26 protein-coding genes and 2 pseudogenes are annotated in these 26664 nt (G+C 42.8%); 15 read left to right on the top strand and 13 right to left on the bottom strand.

Annotated elements, in window-relative coordinates; all coding sequences use genetic code 11:
• The first annotated feature begins 59 nt into the window (after nt 1-59).
• The gene (gene mutM, locus ACGF7G_RS01465; RefSeq protein WP_387463073.1) at nt 60-869 is read left to right on the top strand and encodes a bifunctional DNA-formamidopyrimidine glycosylase/DNA-(apurinic or apyrimidinic site) lyase; all 810 of its coding nucleotides are present in this window, start codon (nt 60-62) and stop codon (nt 867-869) included.
• Between the two features lie 75 nt (nt 870-944).
• Here the strand turns inward: mutM and coaD are convergent, their stop codons facing one another.
• The 3 genes from coaD to waaA are packed head-to-tail and all read right to left on the bottom strand — an operon-like array spanning nt 945 to nt 3478.
• Nucleotides 945-1427 (bottom strand): pantetheine-phosphate adenylyltransferase, encoded by a 483-nt coding sequence (gene coaD, locus ACGF7G_RS01460; RefSeq protein WP_387463072.1) that lies wholly within the window; start codon nt 1425-1427, stop codon nt 945-947.
• Nucleotides 1427-2200, bottom strand: coding sequence for a glycosyltransferase family 2 protein (locus tag ACGF7G_RS01455; protein ID WP_387463070.1), 774 nt, complete (start codon nt 2198-2200; stop codon nt 1427-1429). Before ACGF7G_RS01455 ends, coaD begins: the two co-directional genes overlap by 1 nt.
• Complete coding sequence (gene waaA, locus ACGF7G_RS01450; RefSeq protein ID WP_387463068.1) at nt 2201-3478, bottom strand: lipid IV(A) 3-deoxy-D-manno-octulosonic acid transferase; 1278 nt, start codon at nt 3476-3478, stop codon at nt 2201-2203.
• Between the two features lie 231 nt (nt 3479-3709).
• Between waaA and rfaQ the strand changes: the two genes are divergently transcribed.
• From rfaQ to ACGF7G_RS01420, 6 genes are all read left to right on the top strand, one after another.
• Nucleotides 3710-4774: a putative lipopolysaccharide heptosyltransferase III gene (rfaQ, locus tag ACGF7G_RS01445; protein WP_387463067.1), complete on the top strand. Its 1065-nt coding sequence runs from the start codon at nt 3710-3712 to the stop codon at nt 4772-4774.
• The gene (locus ACGF7G_RS01440) at nt 4771-5901 is read left to right on the top strand and encodes a glycosyltransferase family 4 protein (protein WP_133814056.1); all 1131 of its coding nucleotides are present in this window, start codon (nt 4771-4773) and stop codon (nt 5899-5901) included. The genes rfaQ and ACGF7G_RS01440 overlap by 4 nt, the downstream gene beginning before the upstream one ends.
• The gene (locus ACGF7G_RS01435) at nt 5898-6992 is read left to right on the top strand and encodes a glycosyltransferase (protein ID WP_387463065.1); all 1095 of its coding nucleotides are present in this window, start codon (nt 5898-5900) and stop codon (nt 6990-6992) included. Before ACGF7G_RS01440 ends, ACGF7G_RS01435 begins: the two co-directional genes overlap by 4 nt.
• A gap of 142 nt (nt 6993-7134) precedes the next feature.
• Entirely contained in the window at nt 7135-8091 is a 957-nt protein-coding gene (locus tag ACGF7G_RS01430; protein ID WP_387463064.1) for a polysaccharide deacetylase family protein, read from the top strand.
• Nucleotides 8092-8124: 33 nt separating this feature from the next.
• Nucleotides 8125-9012 (top strand): hypothetical protein, encoded by an 888-nt coding sequence (locus tag ACGF7G_RS01425; protein WP_387463063.1) that lies wholly within the window; start codon nt 8125-8127, stop codon nt 9010-9012.
• 31 nt (nt 9013-9043) lie between these two features.
• Nucleotides 9044-9787, top strand: a complete 744-nt coding sequence (locus ACGF7G_RS01420) for a glycosyltransferase family 25 protein (RefSeq protein WP_387463061.1) — start codon at nt 9044-9046, stop codon at nt 9785-9787.
• Between the two features lie 44 nt (nt 9788-9831).
• Here the strand turns inward: ACGF7G_RS01420 and rfaC are convergent, their stop codons facing one another.
• The 3 genes from rfaC to rfaD are packed head-to-tail and all read right to left on the bottom strand — an operon-like array spanning nt 9832 to nt 12792.
• Nucleotides 9832-10794 (bottom strand): lipopolysaccharide heptosyltransferase RfaC, encoded by a 963-nt coding sequence (rfaC, locus tag ACGF7G_RS01415; RefSeq protein ID WP_387463059.1) that lies wholly within the window; start codon nt 10792-10794, stop codon nt 9832-9834.
• Nucleotides 10794-11843, bottom strand: a complete 1050-nt coding sequence (rfaF, locus tag ACGF7G_RS01410; RefSeq protein ID WP_387463057.1) for an ADP-heptose--LPS heptosyltransferase RfaF — start codon at nt 11841-11843, stop codon at nt 10794-10796. The genes rfaC and rfaF overlap by 1 nt, the downstream gene beginning before the upstream one ends.
• Before the next feature lie 10 nt (nt 11844-11853).
• Entirely contained in the window at nt 11854-12792 is a 939-nt protein-coding gene (gene rfaD, locus ACGF7G_RS01405; RefSeq protein ID WP_133814050.1) for an ADP-glyceromanno-heptose 6-epimerase, read from the bottom strand.
• A gap of 232 nt (nt 12793-13024) precedes the next feature.
• Between rfaD and kbl the strand changes: the two genes are divergently transcribed.
• On the top strand, nt 13025-14221 hold the full coding sequence (gene kbl, locus ACGF7G_RS01400) for a glycine C-acetyltransferase (RefSeq protein WP_387463055.1): 1197 nt from the start codon (nt 13025-13027) through the stop codon (nt 14219-14221).
• Between the two features lie 9 nt (nt 14222-14230).
• Nucleotides 14231-15256, top strand: coding sequence for an L-threonine 3-dehydrogenase (gene tdh / locus ACGF7G_RS01395; RefSeq protein WP_133814048.1), 1026 nt, complete (start codon nt 14231-14233; stop codon nt 15254-15256).
• Between the two features lie 81 nt (nt 15257-15337).
• Here tdh and ACGF7G_RS01390 read toward each other — a convergent pair whose 3' ends face one another.
• Both ACGF7G_RS01390 and envC read right to left on the bottom strand, forming a co-directional pair.
• Entirely contained in the window at nt 15338-16249 is a 912-nt protein-coding gene (locus tag ACGF7G_RS01390) for a divergent polysaccharide deacetylase family protein (protein ID WP_387463054.1), read from the bottom strand.
• A gap of 4 nt (nt 16250-16253) precedes the next feature.
• Nucleotides 16254-17561 (bottom strand): murein hydrolase activator EnvC, encoded by a 1308-nt coding sequence (gene envC / locus ACGF7G_RS01385; RefSeq protein WP_133814046.1) that lies wholly within the window; start codon nt 17559-17561, stop codon nt 16254-16256.
• Between the two features lie 291 nt (nt 17562-17852).
• Here envC and ACGF7G_RS01380 point away from each other — a divergent pair, with 291 nt between their 5' ends.
• From ACGF7G_RS01380 to cysE, 4 genes are all read left to right on the top strand, one after another.
• Nucleotides 17853-18290 (top strand): rhodanese-like domain-containing protein, encoded by a 438-nt coding sequence (locus ACGF7G_RS01380; protein WP_133814045.1) that lies wholly within the window; start codon nt 17853-17855, stop codon nt 18288-18290.
• Between the two features lie 69 nt (nt 18291-18359).
• A complete protein-coding gene (gene secB, locus ACGF7G_RS01375) occupies nt 18360-18836 on the top strand; it encodes a protein-export chaperone SecB (RefSeq protein ID WP_387463053.1) in 477 nt (158 codons plus the stop codon).
• Nucleotides 18836-19858: an NAD(P)H-dependent glycerol-3-phosphate dehydrogenase gene (gene gpsA, locus ACGF7G_RS01370; RefSeq protein WP_387463052.1), complete on the top strand. Its 1023-nt coding sequence runs from the start codon at nt 18836-18838 to the stop codon at nt 19856-19858. Before secB ends, gpsA begins: the two co-directional genes overlap by 1 nt.
• A gap of 52 nt (nt 19859-19910) precedes the next feature.
• The gene (cysE, locus tag ACGF7G_RS01365) at nt 19911-20732 is read left to right on the top strand and encodes a serine O-acetyltransferase (protein ID WP_133814264.1); all 822 of its coding nucleotides are present in this window, start codon (nt 19911-19913) and stop codon (nt 20730-20732) included.
• 107 nt (nt 20733-20839) lie between these two features.
• Here cysE and trmL read toward each other — a convergent pair whose 3' ends face one another.
• Nucleotides 20840-21328, bottom strand: coding sequence for a tRNA (uridine(34)/cytosine(34)/5-carboxymethylaminomethyluridine(34)-2'-O)-methyltransferase TrmL (gene trmL, locus ACGF7G_RS01360; protein ID WP_387463051.1), 489 nt, complete (start codon nt 21326-21328; stop codon nt 20840-20842).
• Nucleotides 21329-21505: 177 nt separating this feature from the next.
• Between trmL and ACGF7G_RS01355 the strand changes: the two genes are divergently transcribed.
• Both ACGF7G_RS01355 and ACGF7G_RS01350 read left to right on the top strand, forming a co-directional pair.
• Nucleotides 21506-21763 carry a type II toxin-antitoxin system RelB/DinJ family antitoxin gene (locus ACGF7G_RS01355; RefSeq protein ID WP_387463049.1) on the top strand — a complete coding sequence of 86 codons (258 nt, stop codon included), beginning with the start codon at nt 21506-21508 and terminating at the stop codon, nt 21761-21763.
• A complete protein-coding gene (locus ACGF7G_RS01350) occupies nt 21757-21975 on the top strand; it encodes a type II toxin-antitoxin system YafQ family toxin (RefSeq protein WP_387463047.1) in 219 nt (72 codons plus the stop codon). Before ACGF7G_RS01355 ends, ACGF7G_RS01350 begins: the two co-directional genes overlap by 7 nt.
• A 26-nt stretch (nt 21976-22001) precedes the next feature.
• Here ACGF7G_RS01350 and galE read toward each other — a convergent pair whose 3' ends face one another.
• The 4 genes and pseudogenes from galE to ACGF7G_RS01330 form a co-directional block, all read right to left on the bottom strand.
• On the bottom strand, nt 22002-23021 hold the full coding sequence (galE, locus tag ACGF7G_RS01345; protein ID WP_387463046.1) for a UDP-glucose 4-epimerase GalE: 1020 nt from the start codon (nt 23019-23021) through the stop codon (nt 22002-22004).
• Between the two features lie 121 nt (nt 23022-23142).
• A pseudogene (locus ACGF7G_RS01340) lies at nt 23143-23873 on the bottom strand (IS5 family transposase); the annotation flags it as partial.
• A gap of 364 nt (nt 23874-24237) precedes the next feature.
• Nucleotides 24238-25183 (bottom strand): annotated as a pseudogene (locus tag ACGF7G_RS01335) (IS1595 family transposase).
• 104 nt (nt 25184-25287) lie between these two features.
• Nucleotides 25288-26661, bottom strand: coding sequence for a phosphomannomutase CpsG (locus ACGF7G_RS01330; RefSeq protein WP_387463044.1), 1374 nt, complete (start codon nt 26659-26661; stop codon nt 25288-25290).
• Between the last annotated feature and the right edge of the window lie 3 nt (nt 26662-26664).

Raw genomic sequence — 26664 nt, 5'->3', positions numbered from 1 at the left:
TTAATCTGCTGAGATGCAATAGAGTTGAAACAAACAGACATAATACAGGAGTTATTATCATGCCAGAACTGCCAGAGGTAGAAACCAGCCGGAGAGGAATAGAACCACATCTGGTAGGAAACGTGATCCAACATGCGGTAGTCCGGAATGGGAGGCTACGCTGGCCGGTAGCGGAAGAAATTATGAAGCTGAGTGATCAGCTTGTGCTCAGTGTTCAACGCCGGGCCAAATATTTGCTGATTGAATTGGCGGATGGTTGGATTATTGTCCATTTGGGCATGTCGGGTAGTTTGCGGATCCTGTTGGAAGAACGCCCTGCGGAGAAACATGATCATGTGGATTTAGTGATGGCAGACGGCAAGGTTTTGCGTTATACCGACCCAAGGCGATTTGGGGCGTGGCTATGGAGTGATGATCTCAATCAGTGCTCAGTATTAACGCATTTGGGGCCTGAACCACTTTCTAATGATTTTAACGGTGTTTATCTCTACACCCGCTCAAGTAGTAAAAAAACATTAATTAAGCCCTGGTTAATGGATAATAAACTGGTTGTCGGTGTCGGTAATATCTATGCAAATGAAGCGTTGTTTACTGCTCATATCCGGCCTGATCGTCCGGCACATACATTAACTGAACGTGAGGCAAATTTACTAGCAGAAACGATTAAAAAGGTCTTGCAACGATCTATTGAGCAGGGGGGGACAACACTCAGGGATTTCCTGCAATCTGATGGTAAACCGGGGTATTTTGCTCAGGAACTGTTTGTTTATGGCAGAGCAGGAGAACCATGCCGGATTTGTGGTGAGAAAATAGAAAGTATTAAACTTGGGCAGCGCAGTACTTTCTTTTGTCGTCGCTGTCAGTTTTAGTTGCTACCGGAGACTTGGGGGAGGCGTAGCATGGGGAGAGATCCTACTGCGCGCGCTCCCAGTAAGCTCAGTAAATTACTTACCGAGTTTTTTTAGCATGGCTTGTGCAACAGGTTCTGGCAGGAATGATGAAATATCGCCATCGTGGCGGGCAACATCTTTAATCAAGGATGAAGATACAAACGAGAGATTTTGTGATGGCAGTAAAAAGACACTTTCTAATTCAGGCATAAAGTGGTGGTTCATATTGGCGAGCTGCCATTCATACTCAAAATCAGATACTGAACGAAGACCCCGAATAAGAACATTGACTTGTTGTTTTTTGGCGAAATTAGCCATCAATTCACAAAAACCGACCACTTCTACATTGTCCAGATGTGAGGTCACCTCTTTCGTCAGGGTAACGCGCTCATCCAGAGTAAACATTGGGTTCTTTCTGGCACTATTGGCGATAGCAAATAAAACATGGTCAAACATATTTGCAGCGCGGGTAACGATATCAATATGCCCGTAGGTAACAGGATCAAACGTTCCTGGATAAATAGCTTTGGTTGTCATCAATTTTTACCCTTTTGCAATCTCTTTTCCCACAACGCGACATACTTATTAAATGTATATTGAGCGTTAACGATAGCCAGTACTAATCCCTGTTTACCATCAAGAAAACCAGCACGCAACAGCCAAGTTTTAAAAAAAGCGCCAAAAGTATGACTGAAAATCGAAAAATAACTGCACTGTTTACCTTGTTCATGACGCTGTTTTGCCCATGCTTTAGCGTAATTCAGTTGTTTTGTCTGAAACTCCATCAGATTACGGCAAGTAAGATGGAGTAAATCCCCTTGCAAAATAACAACTGGGACTCCATGAGTTTCAAGGGATTCATGAACCTGATTATCATTGTATTGATAACGATTGCGGGTGTAGAGGCGAATAACCCGATCCGGGTACCAGCCGCTGTGTTGCATAAAGCGGCCAAGAAACAGATTCCGGCGGGCGCAACTATAGACTTTATTGTCATCAGTATGTGCCAGAACCTGCTCTATGGATACTCTCAGTTCTGGCGTCACACGCTCATCGGTATCAATCATAAAAATATAATCGCCAGAAGCATATTGTTGAGCCAGTTGACGCTGACGACCAAACCCCGGCCAGTGAATATTAGAGAATACTTTTGCCCCCATTGCCTGTGCTATCTGGCAGGTATCGTCTGAACTGCCGGAATCAAGCACAATGATCTCATCAGCCCAACTGACTGAGGCCAGGCAATCTGCTATCAAATCTGCTGAGTTCTTGGCAATCATGACAACGGAAAGGCGCTTTCTCTCATTCATTTAGTGGCTCCGAGGCGGGAGATAGGGTGCCAGTAATTTAAGCAGACGTTGAAGTGCTCCCTGATTTTCATGTAACACTTCTGCTGCGTGACGGCCATAGTACAGACGATAATCTTCATCAGTCAGCAAGCTTTTGATTTCATTAAATAAAGTCTGACTATCCGTAACGGTAATCAGACCATTAGCCTGATCCAGTTTGGCGCAGATATCTTTAAAGTTAAAGGTATGTGGGCCCATCAACACGGGAATGGCATGAGCTGCGGCTTCCAGTGGATTATGCCCACCGCGTTCAACCAGGCTGCCACCGACAAAAGCCAGATCGGCAATACCATAGAGCAGCATCAACTCACCCATCGTATCGCCGATAACAACCTGAATATTAGCGTCAGGAATTTTATCGGAGCTACGAAGAATATAACTTAGCCCGGCTTTCTTTGTTAATTCTTCAGCTTTAGCAAAACGTTCAGGATGGCGTGGCACCAGGATCAGCAGCAGATTTGGGCATTGTTTTAGTAACTTGCAATGAGCATCCAGAATAATGCTCTCTTCTCCATCATGAGTACTGGTTGCTATCCAGACAGGACGGCGAGCAGCCCATTGGCGTCGTAATGTCACGGCTTTAGCTGCCAATTCAGGTGTTACTGAGATATCGAATTTCAAACTACCGGTGACAGCCAGTTGAGAGCGTTTCAAACCCAGTTCAATAAAACGTTCGCTATCTTCCTGATTCTGAGCCGCAATCAGGGTAATTTTTTGTAAAATTGTTTTTACGAAATTACCTATTTTCTGGTATCCCGCCGCTGAACGTACAGATAAACGGGCATTAGCAATAACCAGAGGAATGTTACGTCGATGGAGTTGAAAAATCAGATTAGGCCAAAGTTCTGTTTCCATAATGATGACTAACTTTGGATTAACTTGATTGAGAAAACGCTCCATGGAGCCGGGAAGATCGTATGGCAAATAGACGTGATTGACATCATTTCCCAACGCGGAGAGTACCCTTTCTGAACCCGTTGGTGTCATCGTCGTCACTGTAATCGGTAAAAAAGGGTAATGATGGCGTAAAGCTCTAACTAAAGGGATTGCCGCCAATGTCTCACCGACGGACACTGAGTGAAGCAGAATGCCGCCAGCGGCAACTTTACCGGCACAGAAACCATAACGTTCACCCCAACGTTTACGGTAAGCAGGAGCCTTGCGGCTGCGAAGTAATAAACGCAACCAAATCAGAGGTTGGATAAGGTAGAGAAGTACCTGATATAAACGCAGTAACATTCTATCAAATTCATTTATATAAATTAGCGTCAATAGTATCACACTGCTTCAAAGAAAGTATGAAAATGCGTATGGCTTCTAGAATCTGAACAGAATAAGAACGGTAAATTAGGTTTTTTGGGTAAAATTATGCTTCTATTATATATAAAAGTAGCAGGGGGTTTCTTGCAGCTTCCGCACATATAGAGACAGCTTTTTCCTTATTATCTGTGCCTTTATACTGGGAATGCCATGAGTAAATTACCAACTCGATTTAGCCGTATTCTGATAATAAAGTTACGACATCATGGTGATGTACTATTAGTTACACCTGTTATTAATACTCTGAAGGATAATTATCTCTCAGTAGAAATTGATGTTTTACTCTACAAAGAGACAGAACCGATACTAGCCAACTTTTCTTTTGTGGCAAATATATTTTCTATGGATAGGCAATGGAAGAAGCAAGGAACCAGAGCACATTTTAGTCATGAATGGAGATTACTTAAACAATTAAGGAATCGTAAATATGACATAGTTATTAATCTCTCTGATCAATGGTATAGTGCGTTTGTGACACGATTTACTGGTGCCAGAGTACGTATTGGATTTGATTTAGCAAAGCGACAAAGCCTGTTTTGGAAAAGATGCTTCACAAATCTGGTACTGACAGCGCATAGTGAATTTTTGCATATTGTTGAGCAAAACTTGTCAACTCTTTCGCTGTTAAATCTTCCATCGATCAGTACTAAAGTGACCATGAGTTACCATCAGGAGGATAGAGAAACTGTCCGAGCATTTCTTGAGCAGTATGGGGTCAGTCAAAAATATATTGTTGTACAGCCAACATCCCGCTGGTTTTTCAAATGTTGGGATGAGAAAAAGATGGGTGAAACGATTAGTGCATTACAGTCTGATGGTTGGACAATTGTTGTTACCTCCGGGCCAGATCGTAAGGAAGAAGATATGGTCGAGACTATTTTATCAAGCTGCCCAAAAGAAAGAGTTATTTCTTTTGCTGGCCTATTAACCTTGCCTCAACTTGCAGCGCTGATTGATGAAGCTAATTTATTCATAGGGGTAGACTCTATTTCTATGCATATGGCCGCAGCATTGAAAACACCTTGTATTGCTTTATTTGGGCCATCAAAGTTAGTATTCTGGCACCCATGGGAAGCAAAGGGTGAAGTAATTTGGGCTGGTGATTATGGCGATTTACCTGATCCTGATGATGTTGACACTAAAACGGGCATACGTTATCTGAATGTCATTCCCAGTGATGTAGTTATTGCTGCTGCCCGGAGAAATTTATTATGAAATCAGTACGTCTTGCGATTGTTCGGCAGAAATATCGCTCGGATGGTGGTGCAGAACGTTTTGTCTCCCGCGCCTTAGCCGCTTTAGGTAATGAAAATCTGGAGCTCAATGTTATTACGCGTTCCTGGCAGGGAGACATTAGCCCTGACTGGTGTGTTCATTTAGCAAATCCTCATAAATGGGGAAGAATCAGCCGTGAGAGAGGATTTGCTAAAGCGGCCAGAGCAGTATGGGAAAAAGAACAATTTGATCTTGTTCAAAGTCACGAACGCATTGCTGGTTGCGATATTTACCGTGCGGGTGATGGTGTTCATCAGCGGTGGTTGCAGCAGCGTGCCCGGGTTTTATCCTCCTGGCGAGGCAAATTACTTTTTGCGAGTCGTTATCATCGTTATGTTATGGATGCTGAACAAAAGATGTATTCGGCCCCAGAACTAAAAATGGTTATTTGTAACTCGGAAATGGTAAAACGGGAGGTCATGGCAGATTTTGGGCTTTCGGAGAAAAAAATAGCAGTTATTTATAATGCGATAAACCATAATCAATTTTTCCCGGCAATAGAATCTCAGAGAATGCTGTTAAGGAAAGAATATGATCTTCCCCGACAGGCGAAATGTTTCGTTTATGTTGGTTCCGGGTTTGAGCGAAAGGGGCTAAAAGTAGCGATTCAAGCGGTTAGTGCTACTGATGCATATTTAATTGTTGTGGGTCAGGATAAAGAAGAGAAGAAATATAAACAATTAGCCAATTCTCTGGGGTGCAATGAGCGGATCAGGTTTATGGGTATGCAGAAAAAGACACTGCCTTTTTATCAGATTGCAGATGGTTTGTTGTTACCTACCTTATATGATCCATTCCCAAATGTGATATTGGAGGCAATGGCTTGTGGGCTTCCGGTTATAACCAGTACGACATGCGGTGGTGCTGAATTTGTTACCTCTGGAAGTAACGGGTTTATATGTGATGCTTTGGATATCCGGGATATTACAGAAGCGATTCAAAATACGCCTTCTGATCATTTGAATAATAAAATGTCAGAATTAGCGAGAACTAAGGTACTGCCTTATACACCGGAACATTTATCACAACAGCTGATTGGACTATACGAAAGGGTGCTCTCATCATGAAAGGACACATATTATTTATCATTGATGGATTACCTGGTGGAGGTGCAGAAAATGTCACTATCCGGCTTTGTGATGGTCTGCAACAGAAAGGGTATGATATTACGCTGCTTTCTCTGGCGGAAAAATGTGAGTATTTAGTGCCCGATGGTATTGAACTGGTTATTGATGCTGACGAGTACAATGGGCCTTTTAGAAGACAGACTGAGATTTGCCGTAGGGCTAAATCTATGGATAAAGCTTTAGAAAAAATATTTCTTCGGAAGGGAATTCCCTTATTGATTGTATCAAATTTGCATAAAACCGATCGCATTGTCGTGAAATCAAAGGTACTGGCGGGATTAAACGTGTGGTTTTGTATTCATGGGGTATTCTCAAGTTCGTATCTTGGCAATAAAAGCGGATTACCCCGTTGGATAAAGAAACAGAAAATTAAATGGACATATAATAATCGGAATCTAGTTTGTGTCTCTGATGCCGTCGGGAAAGATTTAGCAATTAATCTGTCACTGATGGCTAAGAAAATGGTGACAATTTATAATCCTTTCAACATTCCTGACATTAAAGAAAAATCTTTGCAAAAGAACCCTTATTCGGATGAAACGTATTTATTACATGTTGGACGATTTCACCAAGTTAAGCGACATGATCGTTTATTGGAGGCTTTTGCGAAAGCAGCTCTGCCATGTAACTTATTGATTGTTGGGCATGGAGACGAATCGATTACTCAACAAATAAAACAAAAGATTGTGGATTTAAACTTACAATCTAAAGTCATCTTAACCGGATTCCTTGAAAATCCATTACCTGTTATTCGTGGAGCTAAAGCGGTTGTCTTGAGTTCTGACAGTGAAGGGTTGGGTAATGTACTGATTGAATCATTGATTTGCGATACTCCCATTGTCAGTGTGGCATGTCCGGGGGGCGTGAATGAAATTATGGTTGGTGAGCTGGAAAAATATAAATCAGAACTGACCGTTGGCTCACTTGCAGAGAAAATGAAGCTTGTTTACCAGCAACCTCCTGTCATCACAGAGGATATGTATAAGAAGTTTGATTTAGATATCGTTTTGGCAAAATATTTATCTTTGTAACGCTGAATAAGCTAATTCTTTGTTTACTCCGAGCAAATAAAATCACACACAACCACTCTTTTAACGATAAGTTAATTGCGCTGTATCGTTGACCTGCGTACCATAAAACCATTATTTTGGGTCTGTTTTGGGCACATCTCTAATGACTTTACCCGCATTTATAATCACGATTGATACTGAAGGTGATGATCTGTGGCAAAACCACAGTCAGATATCGACAGAAAATACACATTATTTACCAAGATTTCAGAGCCTATGTGAGCGTTTTGGTTTTAAACCGGTTTGGTTGACGAACTATGAGATGGCGATGGATGATTTATACATTGACTTTGCCAAAGATATTATTGCCAGAGGTCAAGGTGAAATCGGTATGCATTTACATGCCTGGAATAATCCACCACTTGTTCCTCTTACCGACGATGATATGCGTTATAAACCTTATCTGATTGAATTTCCAAAAGAACAAGTCAGAGCCAAAGTTAGTCTAATGACTCAGTTATTAGAAGATAAACTACAAACTAAAATGTTAAGTCATCGGGCGGGTCGTTGGGCATTTAATGAGTATTATGCTGAATTGTTGGTGGAATATGGCTATCAAGTCGATTGTTCGGTAACGCCGCGGGTTAATTGGCGTTTCACAAAAGGTGATCCTAATGGTAACGGTGGGACTGATTATAGCCACTTTCCATCTTATGCTTATTTTATGGATTTGCAGGATATCGCCAAAGAAGGTCGTTCTTCTTTGTTGGAAGTACCAATGAGCATCCAATATAAGCACTCTCCGTTGATGAACTCCCTGAAACAGAAATACGATAATTTGCGCGGAAAGCAGCGTTCTCCTTCTGTTAATTGGTTACGGCCAAAAGGCGGTAATCTGGAGCAAATGAAGAAAGTTATTCAGCAAACATTGGCAGAAGGCTGTGATTATGTTGAATTTATGCTGCATTCATCTGAATTTATGCCTGGTGGTAGCCCGACATTTAAAAATGAAGAACAAATTGAGAGTCTTTATCAGGATTTGGAGGGATTATTTAACTACTTGAAACCGCGGGTTCAAGGGATGACATTGGCTGAATATTACCAGTTAAAGAAATCGTAATAATTGAGAAAATAAAACTGACAGGATTAACTGATGATACTGAATTTTGGTTGGAAATTAGGTTCTTTTGATGATTATCGAGAGGCTTATAATTTATATGGGGGAAGTGTGATCACTTCTCCAAAAGTCTTGGACTTTTTCCATAAGCGTTTTCAGCTAAATGAGAAATTCTATATAAAAAGAGATGGTTCAGGAAATATCATTGGTGGTATCTGTAGCTGGAGAGATCGTTACCTCGCTGGTGAGCAGAAAATTGTCATTAAAGAAGGAGTTAACAAATATCCACTTAATTTTGATGAGATAATATTACCGATTAGATCGGATGTTAGATCTATTATTCCATTTAAATCAAAGTTTACGTCGTCAAAAAATAAAGTTAATATTATTAACTGTTCGGATAAATTAAACTCTAAAAGACAGATCTGTTTGGTTAAGGATATCTCTAGAAGAACAAGAGAAACCAGAAATAGAGAGTTGAATCGTTTTATAAGAAGTGGGGGTAGTGTTGTTAATGTTGATCATTATGATCCGAAAGAATTAACGGATATTTATGATTATCTCTATTTTAAACGCAGGAATGAACATGCATATAAAAATGAAATGCAGGAAATTCTTGAAGAAATACCCTCTATAACTTTTGGTAATGTTTTATGGTTAGAAGGAAATCCTTGCGCAATGCAATTTATTGTTAAAGAACAATGTGAAAAATGGATTTGCTATGACTATGTTAATAGCGGAATGGATTTGAGTTATCCAAATCTGTCGCTAGGAACGGTTTCTACATGGGTTAATGTGAGGGATGCTATTGAATATAGTCGTGAAAATGATTTGGAGATGAGATTCAGTTTTGGGCGGCCAACATTTGAATATAAAAATAGGTGGTGTAATAGAGACAACTTACAAAGAGTGATTTTTCCTTAATCGTTATAATAATGGAGCATTAGCACAGAATATGAAAACTTTTATTATTAATCTTAAACACTCTATAGAGAGAAGGAAAAGAATAGAAGAACAATGTATTAAACTAAATTTAGATTATGAATTTATTGAGGCTGTTGATGGTCGCCTGTTATCACAGGAGGAGTTACAGCGGCAAACAAGGGAATTAAGTGATGCTATAACGCTGGGTGAGATTGGGTGTGCTTTAAGTCATATAAAAATCTACAGGAATATAGTTGAAAATAATATTCCTATGGCATTAATATTAGAGGATGATGTTATCTTAAATGAACGTTTGCCTGAATTCTTAAATGAAATTCAGCAAAAAAAGATAATAGCCCCTTCTGCTATTCTTTTGAGTAAAGCCAGTCAATATTTTGAACGCTCTAAATATAAGCTTCTTTGTGGTGTAGATATTAAATCGGTATTGAGCGCTTCATTAACTTGTGGTTATATATTGAATAATCAGGCAGCTAAAAACCTCATTGATTTCCTTTATCCTGTATGGTTAGTTGCAGATCGCTGGGAGTTTTTCAGGGAAAATGGAGTTATAAAATTATGTTGTACAGTGCCAGTTTTGGTTACAGAAAGTGAGGATGCTGTTAATACAACCATATCGGGGAGAGATAGTGAGCATAATATTAAGGCAGGAAAAATTTGGAAAGACATAAGGAAAAGAAGGCCCTTTTCTGTAAAGATTAAAAATATATTATGGAAAATATTTGTTAGAAAAATATATAAAATTAAAAAAGATTGAATACGGGTTAAAGGGTGCCTTTAACCCGTGTTTTGCAACTAATTTCATATTTTTCGCCAGAGACAGGAGAGTACTTTCGATGGCGTAATACTTCTGATATTTCCATCTTCTGCTTTCAAGGACATCTGTTCCTTGCCGTATCCTCCGATCAGGCCCGGATCGGTTGGGCCAAACAGCGTAATATTAGGGCGATCCAGTGCGGCGGTGAGGTGGCTCAGGCCAGTATCAACAGAGACAACGGCTTGTGCCCCCGCCAATTCCTGAGCGACTTGTGCCAAAGTCAGTTTTGGCAGAACTTCCACATGAGGGAGATCTTCCGCCAGCCTCAATGCACGTTGGTGCTCATGTTCAGCTCCCCAGGGAAGTTTAATTCGCATACCAGTCGGCTGAATTTCAGCAATAAGCTGACGCCAATGGCTTTCCGGCCAGTGTTTTTCATCACGGGTAGTGGCATGGAGAAAAACCAGATAATCACCTTGATTTTCTGATTGTTGCTTTAAAAAGTGACGGGCAATACCATAATCGCCCAGCTCTGCTGGTTTGGTATAACCCAAGCTGACAGCAAACAGCTCGCGGATACGTTCTACGGCATGTTGCTGCTTGCTGACCGCATGGCGGCAATCGTAAAAAAAACTCGCTAATGGCTCACGGATACTTTTACGGTCGTAACCATGTTTAGGGCCATGAGCTAATCGAGTTACCAGAAATGCACTCTTTAATAACCCCTGTGCATCAATAATGGCATCATAATGATGTAATTTTAGTTTTTCTTTAAATAAACGGCGTTCTGCGCGGATCTCTTTACCAAACCAGTTCTTACGCCAGCGGCGAATAGCAACAGGAATAACTTGATCGACTGCACTATGCCAGCCGGGAATTTGTGCGAATCCTTCTTCTACCACCCAGTCAAAACGGACACCAGGCAGGTTTTTTTCTGCATCAGTCAATGCGGGGAGAGAGTGGAGTACATCCCCCATAGAAGAAGTCTTAACCAGTAAAACCCGCATTAATCCTGGTTCTCCGCTTGTAATAATTTATCCAGAGAAGCCATAACCTGCTCTGGTTGAATATCAATCAGACTCTGATGATAGCCGTGTGCGCTGTCACCTTTTCTGACCTTGTGATAGCCAGTAATAAGGCGGATAACTTCTGCTTTATCAGACAATGGTGGCGTAAAATCTGGGCTGCTTGGGCCGTAGAGTGCAACGAGAGGGCGATTGAGTGCTGCGGCGACATGCATCAAACCGGAATCGTTGGTCACAATAGCATCACAAGCTGCGATAATATTGACCGCCTGCTCAAGCGATGTTTGTCCGGCAAGATTGATGCAGTATTCACGGGTCTCTTCAGTCAGTGACTTGCGGATATCTTCTCCACCCTCATGATCTTTGGCGGAACCAAACAGTAGAATTTGATATCCCTTTTTAGTGATAAGCTGTTGAGCCAACGCGGCATAATGATAGTGCGGCCAACGTTTTGCCGGGCCGAACTCTGCTCCGGGACAGAAACCGATAATCGGCCGGTGATCAGAAATATTGAATGCCGCAGTAGATTCAGCAACATCTTCATCACTGACAGCCAACTGAGGCCACAGTAACGGTTGAGGAAGCTCCACTGCGCTACTGAGTTTTGCATCGTAAGCCAATACGACATAGCGTTGAACCATTAATGGGAAAGCTTCTTTATTCAGTATACGAATATCATTGAGCAATCCATATCTCATTTCACCGCGCCAGCCGGTACGCAGAGGAATATTGGCGAAGAAAGGCACTAACGCAGATTTAAAAGAGTTTGGCAGCACATAAGCGCGATCATATTTATGTTCACGCAGTGCGACGCCAAGACGACGACGCTCGCCTAATGCCAGAGCGCCGTGGCCTAATGGCATTGCCAGTGCCTGATTGACGTCCGGCATTTTTGCCAGCAGCGGACGGCACCAGGCTGGTGCCATCACATCAATTTCTGCATTAGGATGCAGGGCCTTTAATGTCCGGTAAAGGCTCTGCGACATCATCATGTCACCCACCCACGAAGGGCCGATCACCAATATTTTCATAACGAGTAGATTATTTATCCTGATTAAGCCAATGCATATATTCCGTGACGCCTTCGGCGACTGTTTTGAATGGTCTATCATAACCAGCCGCGCGAAGTTTAGTCAGATCTGCCTGAGTGAAGCTCTGATAACGGCCTTTTAAATGTTCAGGAAAATTAATATATTCAACGGCTGGTGATTTATCTTGATGGAATTCAACAACTGCATCTGCAACCGCCTGGAAAGATTCAGAGCGACCTGTTCCACAGTTATAAATACCGGAAACGCTGTTTTTCCAAAACCACAGATTAACCGCAGCGGCATCACCAACATAGATAAAATCACGTTGAAAGCCTTCACTGCCGGCAAATAGTTTGGGGTTTTGCCCCTGATTGATTTGATTGTTCAGATGGAATGCAACACTGGCCATACTGCCTTTGTGCCCTTCGCGTGGCCCGTACACATTGAAATAACGGAAACCACAAATCTGTGAATCAGCGTGAGGCAAGAGCTCCCGGACATACTGGTCGAACAGGAATTTAGAGTAGCCGTAAACATTGAGCGGTTTTTCATATTGACGCTCCTCGATAAAATTATCACTGCGGCCACCATAGGTTGCTGCGGAAGAGGCGTACAAGAAGGGAATTCCACGCTCAAGGCAATAGTGCAGCAACTCTTTTGAATATTGATAGTTATTATCCATCATATACTTACCATCCCACTCGGTTGTGGATGAGCAAGCGCCTTCATGGAAAACAGCGTCAATATCGTCTAAATCATCACCGGCCAGGATGCTAACAATAAACTCTTCCTTGTCCATGTAATCAGCAATATCCAGGTCAGCCAGATTGGCGAACTTAGTACCATCTTTCAGATTATCTACGACCAGAATATCTTTATATCCTTCGTCATTTAGTGCTTTGACAATATTGCTGCCAATAAATCCAGCACCGCCAGTGACAATGATCATCAGAATCACCTCTATCAATCGGGTTAATGAAGCAAATTGCTTCTATAATAACATCTAACATCTATGACGACAGCAGCTTAAGCAGGGGAATATACTGAAATATTATGGTCATTCAGGTTGCATGACGTGACGGATACAGCAAAGTTAATATTAACTGCCTGATAGAGTCGTCAGTTACCTGAACAATGCGTAAAATATGTAACGACCCTTCACTTAAATCAGGAGAAAATAAATGTCAGCATCATTTTATCAGCAAATTAATGAACAATTAGAGCAAGCCCATTCGGAAGGGTTATTCAAAAATGAGCGCATCATCACTTCTGCCCAAAATGCTGACATTGCTGTAGCCGATGGCAGCCATGTTATTAACTTCTGCGCAAATAACTACTTAGGTTTGGCTAATCACCCTGATCTTATTGCTGCCGCTAAAGCGGGAATGGATAGCCATGGTTTTGGTATGGCATCAGTTCGTTTTATTTGTGGGACTCAGGATACTCATAAAGAGCTGGAGCAAAAACTAGCAGAATTTTTGGGTATGGAAGATGCCATTCTTTATTCTTCTTGTTTTGATGCCAATGGCGGTTTATTTGAAACGCTGTTTGGGCCGGAAGATGCCATTATCTCGGATGCTCTGAACCACGCTTCTATAATTGATGGTGTTCGCTTATGTAAAGCGAAGCGTTATCGCTATGCCAATAATGATATGCAGGAACTGAGAGCACAATTGGAGCAAGCAAAAGCAGATAATGCGCGTCATATTGTGATTGCAACAGATGGTGTGTTCTCAATGGATGGCGTCATTGCTGACCTGAAATTTATCTGTGATCTGGCGGATGAATTTGGTGCAATGGTGATGGTGGATGACTCCCATGCCGTAGGTTTTGTTGGTGCACATGGTCGTGGTACTCACGAATATTGTGACGTCATGGATCGTATTGACATCATTACCGGCACATTAGGTAAAGCGCTGGGGGGGGCTTCCGGTGGCTATACTGCGGCGCGTAAAGAAGTTGTTGAGTGGCTGCGCCAGCGTTCACGCCCATATCTGTTCTCCAACTCACTGGCTCCGGCGATTGTCGCGGCATCCATTAACGTGCTGGATATGCTGAAAGAAGGTGATGCGTTACGTGATCGCCTGTGGAAGAACGCCAACCTGTTTCGTGAAAAAATGACGGCGGCAGGTTTCACTTTGGCAGGTGCTGATCACGCGATCATCCCGGTCATGTTAGGCGATGCAAAACTGGCACAGGAATTTGCCGCAGAATTACTGAAAGAAGGCATTTACGTCACCGGTTTCTTCTATCCGGTAGTCCCTAAAAATCAGGCCCGTATCCGCACGCAAATGTCAGCGGCACATACGGAAGAACAAATTGAACGTGCGGTTGAGGCGTTCACGCGAATTGGTAAGCAATTAAAAGTAATTGCATAAGGCATCTTTATGAAAGCATTGTCAAAGTTAAAAGCGGAAGAAGGCATCTGGATGACCGATGTGCCCGAGCCAGAATTGGGGCACAATGATGTGATGATCAAAATCCGTAAAACGGCGATTTGTGGAACGGATGTGCACATCTATAACTGGGATGACTGGTCGCAAAAAACAATTCCTGTACCCATGGTTGTTGGTCATGAATATGTTGGTGAAGTTGTGGCTATTGGTCAGGAAGTGAAAGGTTTTAAAATTGGTGATCGGGTGTCTGGCGAAGGGCATATCACTTGTGGTTACTGCCGTAACTGTCGTGGTGGCCGTACTCACTTATGCCGCAATACCATTGGTGTCGGGGTAAACCGCCCGGGTTGTTTTGCTCAATATCTGGTTATTCCTGCGTTTAATGCGTTTAAAATCCCAGATAACATCTCTGATGAACTGGCTTCTATTTTTGACCCATTTGGCAATGCTGTTCATACCGCGCTTTCATTTGATCTGGTTGGTGAAGATGTGCTGGTTTCCGGGGCTGGTCCCATTGGTATTATGGCGGCGGCAGTGTGTAAACATGTTGGTGCGCGTCACGTTGTCATCACCGACGTTAACGAATATCGCCTTGAATTGGCCCGTAAAATGGGGGTTACCCGTGCAGTCAATGTTAGCAAGGAAAACCTGACAGATGTCATGGCAGAGTTAGGCATGACGGAAGGTTTTGATGTTGGTTTGGAAATGTCCGGTGCCCCGGCGGCGTTTCGTACCTTATTAGATACCATGAATCACGGTGGCCGTGTCGCACTGCTGGGCATTCCACCATCAGATATGGCAATCGATTGGAATCAGGTGATTTTCAAAGGCTTGTTTATTAAAGGTATTTATGGCCGTGAAATGTTTGAAACCTGGTACAAAATGGCGACATTGATTCAATCTGGTTTGGATCTAACCCCGATTATTACTCACCGCTTCTCTATTGACGACTTCCAGAAAGGCTTTGACACCATGCGTTCAGGGCAGTCTGGTAAAGTTATTCTGAGCTGGGATTAATCAATAAATTACCACTAAGATTAACAGGCGCTTGCAGTTTTTTGGGCGCCTGTTTTATTAGTCATTTTTTCGGATGATTTTTTATTCTGTTCTATCTTGAGATTTATCTCCAGCCAGTTTCTGGATATGTTGGCTCATGGTATTCACAACGGGGTTATCAACCAGCATGTTACTAATGACCGCCAGATAGTCTTGGCTGGTAACTGTGGTTGGCACCTCTTTTATTTCACACTGCTTGCCCCATTTACGGTGATTGTCGCCAACAGGGGTGCTACTTAACAGCATACTTGGGCTGACCAATTCAATATCAGCGGGAAGCGTTGACAGCATCTGTTGTAATGCGCGAATGGTTGTCGGATGAGGATGACCGATAGCAATAGCTGAACCATTCTTCCGAGCAACAGAAATTGCCCGGTTTAACTGATAGCGGGTTTCCGCTTCTGATTGCACATTATCAAGAAAAACATTGCGGCGAATAACGCGAACATGGGTGCCTTTTGCTGCCTTTGTTGCTTGAGTATTTCCAATCGTCACACTATCGAGAAAATAAAGCTCATAGTGGGACAGCGAGCGCATAACCTTCTGCATTCCCGGCAAGCTTGAAGTCATCGCGCTGCCCATATGGTTATTTATTCCTACCGCATAAGGGACCTTTTGTATTGCGCGCTGGATAATGCGATCAATCTCTTCACTGTTCATTGTTGGCTGGAGAGTATCTGGTTCTAACCGTTGTTTACTTAAAGGTGCCATTGGCAGGTGGATTAAAATCTCCCGTCCTTGTTTATGTGCTTTTTCAGCCATTTCCCCGCCGTGGGGAGAATCTGGCAGAATTGCGATAGAAACCGCAACAGGCATCTGCAATATTTTATTTTCGTTATGAGGACGATAGCCAAAATCATCAATAACAATTGCCAGACGGGCAGCGCTGGCTTGCAGGCTCAAGAGCAACAGGACGATAGTTCCAATGAATTTTGCAAACTTGGGTTGTCTCACCTGATCATCTCCCAAGCCAAGGTTGTGGGTTTACCGCTCTACCCTGACGGCGGATTTCAAAATACAGGGCGGGTTGTTCCTGACCGCCACTGTTACCGACCAGGGCGATGGGTTGCCCGGCACGAACTTGCTGGCCGACACTGACCAGAGCGCTCTGATTATAGCCATAAAGGCTCATATCACCTTTACCGTGCTCTATAACGACAACCAGCCCATAGCCTTGCAACCAGTCAGCCAACAGTACCCGTCCATCGGATATTGCTTTGACTTCAGTGCCTTCTGTGGCAGAAATCACCATGCCTTTCCAGCGCAGTTCACCTTGCAGTGCTTCACCAAACTCATGTATTACCCTGCCATGGACCGGCCAGATTGCCTGACCAGCCGGACGACCAAGGCCACCCGTCCGTGCCATTAATGCACGTTCATCTTCAGTGGGTTTATAGCTAGAGCCTTTTTTCTGCGCTTGTTTCTGTTTCGCCGCAATCTGAGCACGGACGCGGGCAGCTTCTCTGGCTTCCCGTTCCGCCCGTGCTTTCGCTTCTCGTTCTGCCTTGGCAATTTTATCTCGCAGGCGGGTTTCATTTTGTTTTAATTCAGCGAGACTTTTTTGATCTTTCTTCAGGGAAGACTCTAGTTCAGTCAGGGTTTTCTGCCGGGCGCTGCGGGCCACTTCCATCTGCTGCTTTTGTTGTTGTTGTTCCGTCAGAACTTGTTTCTGCTCTTTTTGTTTTTGCTGCTCAAGTTTTTTTTGTTCAGTCAAATCAACGGTAGTTTGCTCAAGCTTAACAATAGTATCCTGGCGGGCTTGATTAAGGTAACTATAGTAAGCGAGGATGCGCTCCCCCCTCTTGCCTTCCTCACCTCTGAACATGAGCTCGAGCCCTTGATGCTGCCCTTGACGAAAAGCGGCATCCAATTGACGTGCCAGCATATCCCGTTGCGCTGTTTGTTGTTTTGCCAGTTTCTTGATATTGGCATTAAGCGCGGTGATCTCTTTATTCAGCTTATTGAGCTGCGTTTGGGTACTGTGCAAAGAGAGGCCAACCTTAGAAATTGTATTTTCCTGATCTTTCAGTTGACTTAACAACGTACTGCGTTTTTGCTGCTGTTGTTGCACGTTCTTCTCTTTCTCTGCAATGTCTTGTTGAAGATTTTTAAGCTGATTTTTATTGTCGATAATCGGATTGGCAAAGGTATGAAAGCTGAAAACAGCGGACAGGAAAGCACAGAACAATAAGGCACGAATTTTATTCTGCCATGAGTTCTGATTGAACCGATCATTACGGCCAGGTATTTCCTTATTGTCTGTCATTTCTGTCAATATACCTTGCTATTATGTAGCATCAGATTATTTCATGTTGAACAATTGCTTACCAGATGGTCTGCTGATTTATTGCTGAAATTCCTGTATTCATTCAGTGTGACAGAGAATCTTCTGATCGTGTACTTAGCGCGTTCCATTTTCAGTGTATTTTTATTTTTTCTGGAAACTCTCCGCAAAATTTGCATTGAGCTTATGCTATTTGGCTGTAATTGACGCAACACAAAGGTATACTCTGGAGCCTTAGATATTTGTTAATAACCAACGGGAGTTTTTGCCCCCATGCTGCAAGAAATCATGCAATTTATTAATCAGCATATGACCTTAAGCCTCATCTGGATTGCGCTGCTGGCTGCTGTTATTGTGACGACGATGAAAAGTCTCTTCTCTAAAACTGAAGAGATAACGCGGGCACAAGCGATTAATCTGATCAATAAAGAAGAAGCCATCGTCGTGGATTTACGTTCTCGTGAAGATTTCCGCAAAGGGCATATCATTGGTTCAATAAACCTAACTCCATCTGAAATTAAAGACAACAATCTGGCTGAGTTGGAAAAACATAAAAAGCAGCCGGTGATTGTTGTTTCAGCGAATGGTACTGAATCCCGTACTCCGGCTGAGAATCTTCTCCGTGCTGGTTTTGAGCACGTATGTTCCCTAAAAGAAGGTTTGGCGGGTTGGACAGGTGAAAACTTGCCATTGGCGCGTGGTAAAAAGTAATCATTTTGGGTGTGAGTGGCGACACTCACATAAAAAATTTAATAAGGACATCTAAAGGTAACAATTATTATGTCAGAACAAAACAATACAGAAATGGCTTTCCAGATCCAACGTATCTACACCAAAGATATCTCTTTTGAAGCACCAAATGCACCGCAGGTGTTCCAACAGGAATGGCAGCCGGAAGTAAAGCTCGATCTGGATACGGCTTCCAGTGAGTTGGCACAGGGGGTTTATGAAGTTGTTCTGCGTGTAACTGTGACAGCTGTGCTGGGCGAAGAGACGGCATTCCTGTGTGAAATACAGCAAGGTGGTATTTTCTCTATTGAAGGCATCGAAGGAACTCAACTGGCTCATTGCTTGGGTGCATATTGCCCGAATATCCTGTTCCCATATGCCCGTGAATGCATCACCAGTTTGGTGAGCCGTGGTACTTTCCCGCAACTCAACCTGGCTCCGGTAAACTTTGATGCTCTGTTCATGAACTACCTGCAACAGCAAGCAGAGCAGTCTGAGAATGGTGAACAAGCTCAACAGGAAGCTTAATGAATAGTACTGTTTCGATGACAGTTATCGGTGCCGGTTCATACGGCACCGCATTAGCCATCACGTTGGCACGTAATGGTCATGATGTTGTGCTTTGGGGGCATGACTCAGAGCATATTCAGGCATTGCAACAAGCACGTTGTAATCAGAAATTTCTGCCGGATGTCTCCTTCCCTAACAGTTTATTGCTTGAAACCGACCTGACAAAAGCACTCACAGCAAGCCGTGACATTCTTGTTGTGGTTCCCAGTCACGTGTTTGGTGAGGTATTAAAGCAGATAAAACCCTATTTGCGGTCTGATGCGCGAATCGTCTGGGCAACTAAAGGCTTGGAAGCGGATACTGGCCGGTTATTGCAGGACGTGGCCCGTGAGATATTAGGCGATAAAATACCGTTAGCGGTGCTTTCTGGCCCAACCTTTGCGAAAGAATTAGCGGCGGGTTTACCTACAGCGATAGCGATTTCAGCGACTGAATCTGCTTTTAGTGATGAACTTCAGCAACTATTCCACTGTGGCAAAAGTTTCCGTGTTTATAAAAATCCTGATTTTATTGGCGTTCAACTTGGTGGTGCTGTAAAAAACGTGATTGCTATAGGTGCGGGGATATCTGATGGCATGGGGTTTGGCGCTAATGCTCGTACTGCATTGATTACCCGTGGATTAACAGAAATGAGTCGCCTGGGTACCGCGCTTGGCGCTGATCCGTCAACCTTTATGGGCATGGCGGGATTGGGCGATTTGGTCTTAACTTGTACAGATAACCAATCACGTAACCGTCGCTTTGGCATGATGCTGGGGCAGGGAATTAGCGTTGAAGAAGCCCAGAGCCAGATTGGACAAGTTGTTGAAGGTTACCGCAATACCAAAGAAGTGCGCGCATTGGCCGAACGTGCCGGTGTTGAAATGCCGATTGCAGAACAAATCTATCAAATACTGTATTGCAATAAAAATGTGATAGAAGCTGCTCAAGCATTGCTAGGAAGAGCCAGAAAGGACGAGAGCGATAATGTACGCTCTTGAATCAGAAAAAATCTAATAATAAAGATGGGTTCTAACTGTGAGAGTAAAAAATATGTCGCTGGAAGAATTGGACGAAGTTTGGAAAAACATAAGAACAGAGGCGAAAGCACTGGCTGAATGTGAACCGATGTTAGCCAGTTTTTTTCATGCGACATTACTCAAGCATGAAAATTTGGGTAGTGCTCTAAGTTATATGCTGGCGAATAAACTGGCTACGCCGATTATGCCGGCTATTGCCGTCAGGGAGATCGTAGAAGAGGCTTATAGCTCGGACCAGAAAATGATAGTCTCTGCTGCCCGCGACATTATAGCGGTGCGTTTACGTGATCCTGCGGTAGATAAATACTCAACGCCTCTGCTTTACCTCAAAGGATTCCATGCCTTGCAAGCTTATCGTATTGCCCATTGGATATGGGGCGAAGGGCGTAAGGCACTGGCTATTTACCTGCAAAACCAAATCTCGATGTCTTTTAGTGTTGATATTCACCCGGCAGCCAAGATTGGATGTGGCATCATGCTTGACCACGCTACCGGTATTGTGATTGGTGAAACGGCGGTGGTGGAGAATGACGTTTCTATCCTGCAATCCGTCACCCTTGGTGGTACAGGTAAAACCGGGGGTGATCGTCATCCGAAAGTCAGGGAAGGGGTGATGATTGGAGCGGGTTCGACAATACTGGGTAATATCGAAATTGGCCGTGGGGCAAAAATTGGCGCAGGCTCAGTGGTCCTTCGTTCGGTTCCACCACACACAACAGCTGCTGGCGTGCCTGCCCGCATTGTCGGAAAACCTGAAAGCGAAAAACCATCATTGGATATGAACCAGCATTTTAATGGTATCAATAATGGCTTTGAGTATGGTGATGGGATTTGATTTGTGAACAACTGTGTTTGAAAAATATTGTTCACAAAACTGAATACTCAAAAATGCCGTGTCTTTTAATTGATTAGATGCACGGCATCAACTTTAGTCAATGGCAATTACTCTTTCAATAAAGCACCTGAATAACCCAATTGCCGCCAGGCTTCAAAAACCACAACAGCAACTGAATTAGAAAGATTCATACTCCGGCTGTCTGCTAGCATTGGAATACGGATCTTTTGTTGGGGTGGCATATTATCCAGAACATAAGGTGGTAACCCTCGGGTTTCCGGCCCGAACATCAAATAATCCCCATCCTGATAACTTACCGCACTGTGTGCTGGCGTTCCTTTCGTGGTGAGTGCAAACAGCCGGGCAGAAGATACTCCTGTTAGCCCTTCATTCTCCAAAAAAGCATAATAATCATGATGCTGTTTGATATTGGCAAACTCATGATAATCCAGTCCGGCCCGACGCAGCCTTTTATCATCCCAGGTAAAACCCAAAGGCTGGATCAGATGCAATTGAAAGCCAGTATTGGCACAAAGACGAATAATATTACCGGTATTAGGTGGGATTTCAGGTTCAAATAAAACGATATTTAGCATATGCCCCCCAGAAACGAGGGGCACAGATTAGCAGAAATTGAGTAGGGATGCAGGAGGATTTCATCTCTGGTTTATCGGTTGGAAAATCTTCCAAAAATTGCTCATCACTCGGATACATTCATTTGCTTGTGGCTACAATATGGCTATTATATAGACAAACATTGAGGGAGGTTTCTTATGGCTGATACCGTTGTACGTGCCCGTGTTAATCCTAAATCCAAAGCGGCGGCGATGGCTAATGCGAAAGCGATGGGGCTGAATCTTTCCACTATAATTCGTATGGTGGTTAATCGTCTGGCTGTTGAGCCAGAATTGCCTGCTGAGTTGTTGCAGCTTAATCAGGAGACATTACAGGCTATTCGAGATCTGGAAAATGGCGTAGGTGTTCACCGAGTTGATACGATAGATGAACTAAAGCGTGATCTTAGATGGTAAATAAAGCTCAATTGAAAACCATTGAGCTTTTACAGACTGGTGAACCTTTACCAGAGCGTTACCGTGAACATTCATTAGCAGGCCAATATATTGGCTACCTTGAATGCCACGGAGCGCCAGATATTTTGCTTATTTATCAGCGTACAAATACTGAATTGAAACTATATCGAGTAGGTAGCATTCAGATTTATTCTGAATCTTACTTCCTTTGAGGTTCCAAACAGAATAAACATACACCTTAATGAGAGCGAAAACCATTGGGGTTATTCTTCTGCCAGTTCCAGCTATCGCGCATCATATCGTCAATATTGCGTGTTGCTTTCCAGCCGAGAATCTCATAGGCTCTGGATGGATCAGACCAACATTCAGCAATATCTCCAGGGCGTCTATCTGTAATTTTATGTGCAATCTCTTTACCTGCGGCTTTCTCAAAAGCATGAAGTAGTTCAAGTACAGAGTAACCAACCCCAGTTCCTAAATTGAAAACTTCATAGGATTGCTGTTTATCCAAATAGTCAATGGCGGCAATATGGCCTTCAGCCAAATCCATCACATGAATATAGTCACGAACACCGGTACCGTCTTTAGTTGGATAATCGTTGCCATAAATGGATAAACATTCCAGACGACCAATAGCAACCTGGGTGATATAAGGTAACAAATTATTAGGAATACCATTAGGATCTTCGCCAATCAAACCTGATGGGTGTGCACCGACGGGATTGAAATATCTCAGGCTAGTGATTTTGAAATCTGGTTCAGATGCTGCAAAATCTTCTAGAATCTGCTCAACTATTAGTTTTGAGGTGCCGTAAGGGTTAGTCGTACCACCCACTTTGGCATTTTCAGTTAGTGGGACAAACTCAGGATCACCATAAACCGTTGCGGACGAACTGAAAATCAGTTGATGTACACTATTGGCATGCATCGCCTGTAACAGAACTAAAGTGCCTGTAACATTGTTCTGATAATACTCAAGTGGCGTTCTGGTGGATTCACCAACGGCTTTTAAGCCCGCGAAATGAATTACAGATTCTATTTTGTTTTCTTGGAAGATTTGATTCAGTAAATCTAAATCAAGTACATCACCTTGATAGAATTTCACGGATTTACCAGTGAGTTTTTCAACACGGCTAAGTGATTCTGGTGATGAATTGCAGAGATTATCGATAACAGTAACGTCAAATCCTCTTTCCAGAAGCGTTAATACTGTGTGTGAGCCGATATAGCCGGCTCCGCCGGTGATTAATATGGTCATTATTTCTACTTAACTTGTTACAGTTGTATTTATCCTGTTAGTACAAGACGTTCTTCTGGGCATTGGTGTATGGATAGGTGGTGGTTAGAAATCCTCCTTTCCCCAACAACGGGTCAGGCGGCTTTCTCCACCTTGCGGACGGAATGCGGCAGTGTAACAGCTGATTCAGTACCGCCACTCCTATGGCACCTTCTGTTTTTTGCGCCGCAAAACTCCGTGTATACAGGCGCGGGCCAATCAGCGTCTTATAACATGCTATTATGGTCTCGACCAGTGCCCGCTTGCCATACCAGCCGCCCCTGTTCCCAGATACATGCCAGGTGCCGGTTTCTCTGGATGGGTCTGTGCTGTCGGGGACTGCCGTTGACCGCGGAGGGATAACTACCCGTATCTGGCTGTCGCGTTGTGCGATTTCCGCCTACGGGTGCCCCATCATAGGCACCATCCACCGTCACCTGGGCTATTGGTGCCTCAACCTGGTCGGACAGGGGCGCAACTTGTGACGGGTCATCCACATTCTGCTCTGTCAGCGTATGTGCCACTACGGAAAACGTCGTGGTATCGACCGACAGATGCAGCTTATGCCAGCCCCGTCGGGACTTTGCTTTGTGCTTGTCTGCAGCCACTGACCTGAAGCCCTGTGTTGTCAATGAGGATGTCTAACGGCCCTTCAGGCATAAACATTGGCTGTGGGGTAACGACATCGCCTGCCGGCTGACGATAATGTGATCAGGAATGACTAGTGCCAGTAACATCAGCGAGAAAACCGAAGCCATCAGACCTTCTGCCTAGCATGGTACGCGCTGTGGCAGCCCAGTGTTGAATCGCTTCCGGGGTTATCTAGGGCGTCATGCTCCCTCGTTGCTTAAGTCCGGTTTCATATTCAGCCCAGCTGGTAATGGTGTATCGGGCTTTAGGGATTATGATGTCGGTGTTTGGCGTTGTGTTTATGTGGCATCTAGCCTCCTGAAAGGAGGACTTTGCCATATCTTAGCCATCCATGCACTAACGTCCTTAATATGTAGAAATTTTCTGGCATTATCATTATAGAAATGAAAAACCTGAATCAACATATTCAAAATCATTGGATAAAGCTACCGCACTAGGTTATTGGCTCACAGAACGCTTGTAATATTCAGTAATCTTATCTATTGTACTGATTTTAAAATACTTTTATTTGTCTTAACAAAAAGTAACGGGGGATAAGATTTCCTGATTACCATCGAATCTCAGCTAGCTTGAGTAAATACTCAGGTATAGGTGCTGCCCGGATACATGAATAAATAAGCTGTTCGAATGTTTTTTTAAGGTTAAAGCGCCAATTAAACTTGAAACAGAATTCGGCAAGATAACGAGGTAAATACTTTTTGCTAATCGAATGATATGTTCCGTGTATCGAATTTTTTGCATTACTAATCATTGTGTTAACCCACTGAAAATAAGGAAGCTTAACACTCTGCGCTCCACCGCCGGTGACGAGGGACAAATGGAAAGTCCCGGCTTGCTCAATCCCCCGAAAGCAAGCTAGTCCATCTGAAATAACAAGGGATTTTGGTTTAAGATGCACTTTAGCCCAACGGGTAAGTTCCTCGGTCTTAAACCCTTTCACAACGCTGAAACGCATGAACATAGGGTGGCCCTTTTCATTCATTGAAACCGCCGCAACGAAAGGGCATTTCCCTTTTGCCCCTCGCCCTCGGGGGCCATGCTGAGCCCCTCCCCAATATGCGTCGTCAAGCTGAATAAACCCGCCGAGAGGCTTTTCGTCATCCCGTTCTTTTCATCGCTTTCATTAGCTTGTGTTTCATACGCCATACAGCGTTGTAGGAAATGCCCAGTTGACGTGACAATTCAAGTGCAGAAATCCCATTTTTCTCCTGAGTCATGAGATAAATCGCCAAAAACCACACAGTTAAAGGTGATTTTGACGCAGAAAACAATGTGCCGGCCGTCAAAGATGTCTGATGATGGCATTGATTGCACTGATAAAGGAGACGAGATTTTAACTGGCAATACTTATCATGCCCACAATGAGGGCAGTGATACCCCGTAGGCCAGCACATATCGAACACCTGTTTCTGGCATTGTTCTTCATGACCATATAATGAAATAAACTCATGAATAGAAATGCCTTTTTGGAATTGAATCTGATTTTCAGCCATTTTCATTTACCTCACCACAGACTTATTTTAAGTATACGCCTATGGGAGCTGAATTTAAGTGATAATCAGGTTTCATTATGAATAATAAATCATGTGTATAAATATTAATTGTGAAATATATGTATAAGATTAAGAATTTCAGTGGTTTTTTCTTCCATTAATTTAGTATTATTTTTTGATTCAACGTTTAGTCTCACGACAGACTCTGTATTGGAGCTACGTAAATTAAAGCGCCAGAATTCAAATTCCATACTGATACCATCAATATAATTAATATACAAAGCTTTATTTTTAAAATATTCGTATATGTGTTGAATGAATTTTTGAGGATCATCTAAGGTTAAATTTATTTCACCTGAAGATGGGTAGGCATAAATATTTTTTTTAACTGCTTCAAATAGTTTTATATTTTTAGTACTCAAAAGTTCAATGATCAATAACCAAGGTATCATCCCTGAATCACAGTAGGCAAAATCACGAAAATAGTGATGAGCACTCATTTCACCGCCATAAATAGCGTTTTCTTCTCTCATTCGTTCTTTAATAAAGGCATGACCTGTTTTGGACATAATTGGTATGCCTGATGCCTGTGTTACTATATCTATTGTATTCCAAAATAAACGGGGGTCATGAATTATTTTAGCACCTTGCTCTTTTTGTAAAAAAGCCTCTGCAAGCATGCCTACAATATAGTAACCTTCAATAAATTGGCCTTGTTCATCAAAAAGAAAACACCGATCAAAATCTCCATCCCAAGCGATACCTATGTCTGCATTGTACTTTAGAACAGCATCTGATGTAACTTTACGATTTTCTACTAACAAAGGATTGGGAATACCATTTGGAAAATTTCCATCAGGAATATGCTGAATTTTAATAAACTCAACAGGAATACTAAACTCACGAAAGCGTTTCTCTATTTCATCAATAACATGCCCAGCAGCTCCATTACCTGAATTAACAACTAGCCGCATTGGTTTGATGTTTCTGAGCGTAATATAAGACATTAAATGATCGATATATGCATTTAATGTCGATAATTTCTTGTATGAGCCGCGATTAGATATAGGAGAAAATGAATTGCTCTCGGCGATTTTTTGTATTTCGCGTAATCCAGTGTCACCACTAATTGGTTTAGCATTTTGCCGTACAAGTTTCATTCCATTGTAATTAATTGGATTATGGCTAGCTGTGACCTCTATTCCTCCGTCAACATCTAGATATTGAGTAGCGAAATAGACCTCTTCTGTTCCAGTCATACCAAGGTCAATAACATCACAACCACTATCTAGCAACCCATTAGTTAAAGCAGATTTTAATTCTTCTGAAGTTAAACGAACATCTGCACCTACAACAATTGATTTTGGACTAAAATATTCGCAATAGGCTCGACCAATTCGATACGCAATGTCAATATTTAACTCATTGCCTAACTGGCCACGAACATCATAAGCTTTAAAACATGTGAGGCGTTCCATCGT

The organism is Photorhabdus sp. RM323S (genome assembly GCF_042879375.1).
GTDB lineage: Bacteria > Pseudomonadota > Gammaproteobacteria > Enterobacterales > Enterobacteriaceae > Photorhabdus > Photorhabdus tasmaniensis.
Note: the sequence above shows the minus strand (reverse complement) of the source record. Positions and strands in the feature narration are given on the sequence as shown.

Coding starts and splice junctions, on each gene's coding strand:
- kbl (WP_387463055.1), top strand. CDS start 13,025: ATGTCAGCATCATTTTATCAGCAAATTAATGAACAATTAGAGCAAGCC.
- rfaF (WP_387463057.1), bottom strand. CDS start 11,843: ATGAAAATATTGGTGATCGGCCCTTCGTGGGTGGGTGACATGATGATG.
- rfaQ (WP_387463067.1), top strand. CDS start 3,710: ATGAGTAAATTACCAACTCGATTTAGCCGTATTCTGATAATAAAGTTA.
- mutM (WP_387463073.1), top strand. CDS start 60: ATGCCAGAACTGCCAGAGGTAGAAACCAGCCGGAGAGGAATAGAACCA.
- rfaC (WP_387463059.1), bottom strand. CDS start 10,794: ATGCGGGTTTTACTGGTTAAGACTTCTTCTATGGGGGATGTACTCCAC.
- cysE (WP_133814264.1), top strand. CDS start 19,911: ATGTCGCTGGAAGAATTGGACGAAGTTTGGAAAAACATAAGAACAGAG.
- ACGF7G_RS01440 (WP_133814056.1), top strand. CDS start 4,771: ATGAAATCAGTACGTCTTGCGATTGTTCGGCAGAAATATCGCTCGGAT.
- galE (WP_387463046.1), bottom strand. CDS start 23,021: ATGACCATATTAATCACCGGCGGAGCCGGCTATATCGGCTCACACACA.
- ACGF7G_RS01425 (WP_387463063.1), top strand. CDS start 8,125: ATGATACTGAATTTTGGTTGGAAATTAGGTTCTTTTGATGATTATCGA.
- waaA (WP_387463068.1), bottom strand. CDS start 3,478: ATGTTACTGCGTTTATATCAGGTACTTCTCTACCTTATCCAACCTCTG.
- ACGF7G_RS01355 (WP_387463049.1), top strand. CDS start 21,506: ATGGCTGATACCGTTGTACGTGCCCGTGTTAATCCTAAATCCAAAGCG.
- ACGF7G_RS01430 (WP_387463064.1), top strand. CDS start 7,135: ATGACTTTACCCGCATTTATAATCACGATTGATACTGAAGGTGATGAT.
- gpsA (WP_387463052.1), top strand. CDS start 18,836: ATGAATAGTACTGTTTCGATGACAGTTATCGGTGCCGGTTCATACGGC.
- ACGF7G_RS01330 (WP_387463044.1), bottom strand. CDS start 26,661: ATGGAACGCCTCACATGTTTTAAAGCTTATGATGTTCGTGGCCAGTTA.
- secB (WP_387463053.1), top strand. CDS start 18,360: ATGTCAGAACAAAACAATACAGAAATGGCTTTCCAGATCCAACGTATC.
- ACGF7G_RS01420 (WP_387463061.1), top strand. CDS start 9,044: ATGAAAACTTTTATTATTAATCTTAAACACTCTATAGAGAGAAGGAAA.
- trmL (WP_387463051.1), bottom strand. CDS start 21,328: ATGCTAAATATCGTTTTATTTGAACCTGAAATCCCACCTAATACCGGT.
- ACGF7G_RS01455 (WP_387463070.1), bottom strand. CDS start 2,200: ATGAATGAGAGAAAGCGCCTTTCCGTTGTCATGATTGCCAAGAACTCA.
- ACGF7G_RS01350 (WP_387463047.1), top strand. CDS start 21,757: ATGGTAAATAAAGCTCAATTGAAAACCATTGAGCTTTTACAGACTGGT.
- coaD (WP_387463072.1), bottom strand. CDS start 1,427: ATGACAACCAAAGCTATTTATCCAGGAACGTTTGATCCTGTTACCTAC.
- ACGF7G_RS01380 (WP_133814045.1), top strand. CDS start 17,853: ATGCTGCAAGAAATCATGCAATTTATTAATCAGCATATGACCTTAAGC.
- envC (WP_133814046.1), bottom strand. CDS start 17,561: ATGACAGACAATAAGGAAATACCTGGCCGTAATGATCGGTTCAATCAG.
- tdh (WP_133814048.1), top strand. CDS start 14,231: ATGAAAGCATTGTCAAAGTTAAAAGCGGAAGAAGGCATCTGGATGACC.
- ACGF7G_RS01435 (WP_387463065.1), top strand. CDS start 5,898: ATGAAAGGACACATATTATTTATCATTGATGGATTACCTGGTGGAGGT.
- rfaD (WP_133814050.1), bottom strand. CDS start 12,792: ATGATCATTGTCACTGGCGGTGCTGGATTTATTGGCAGCAATATTGTC.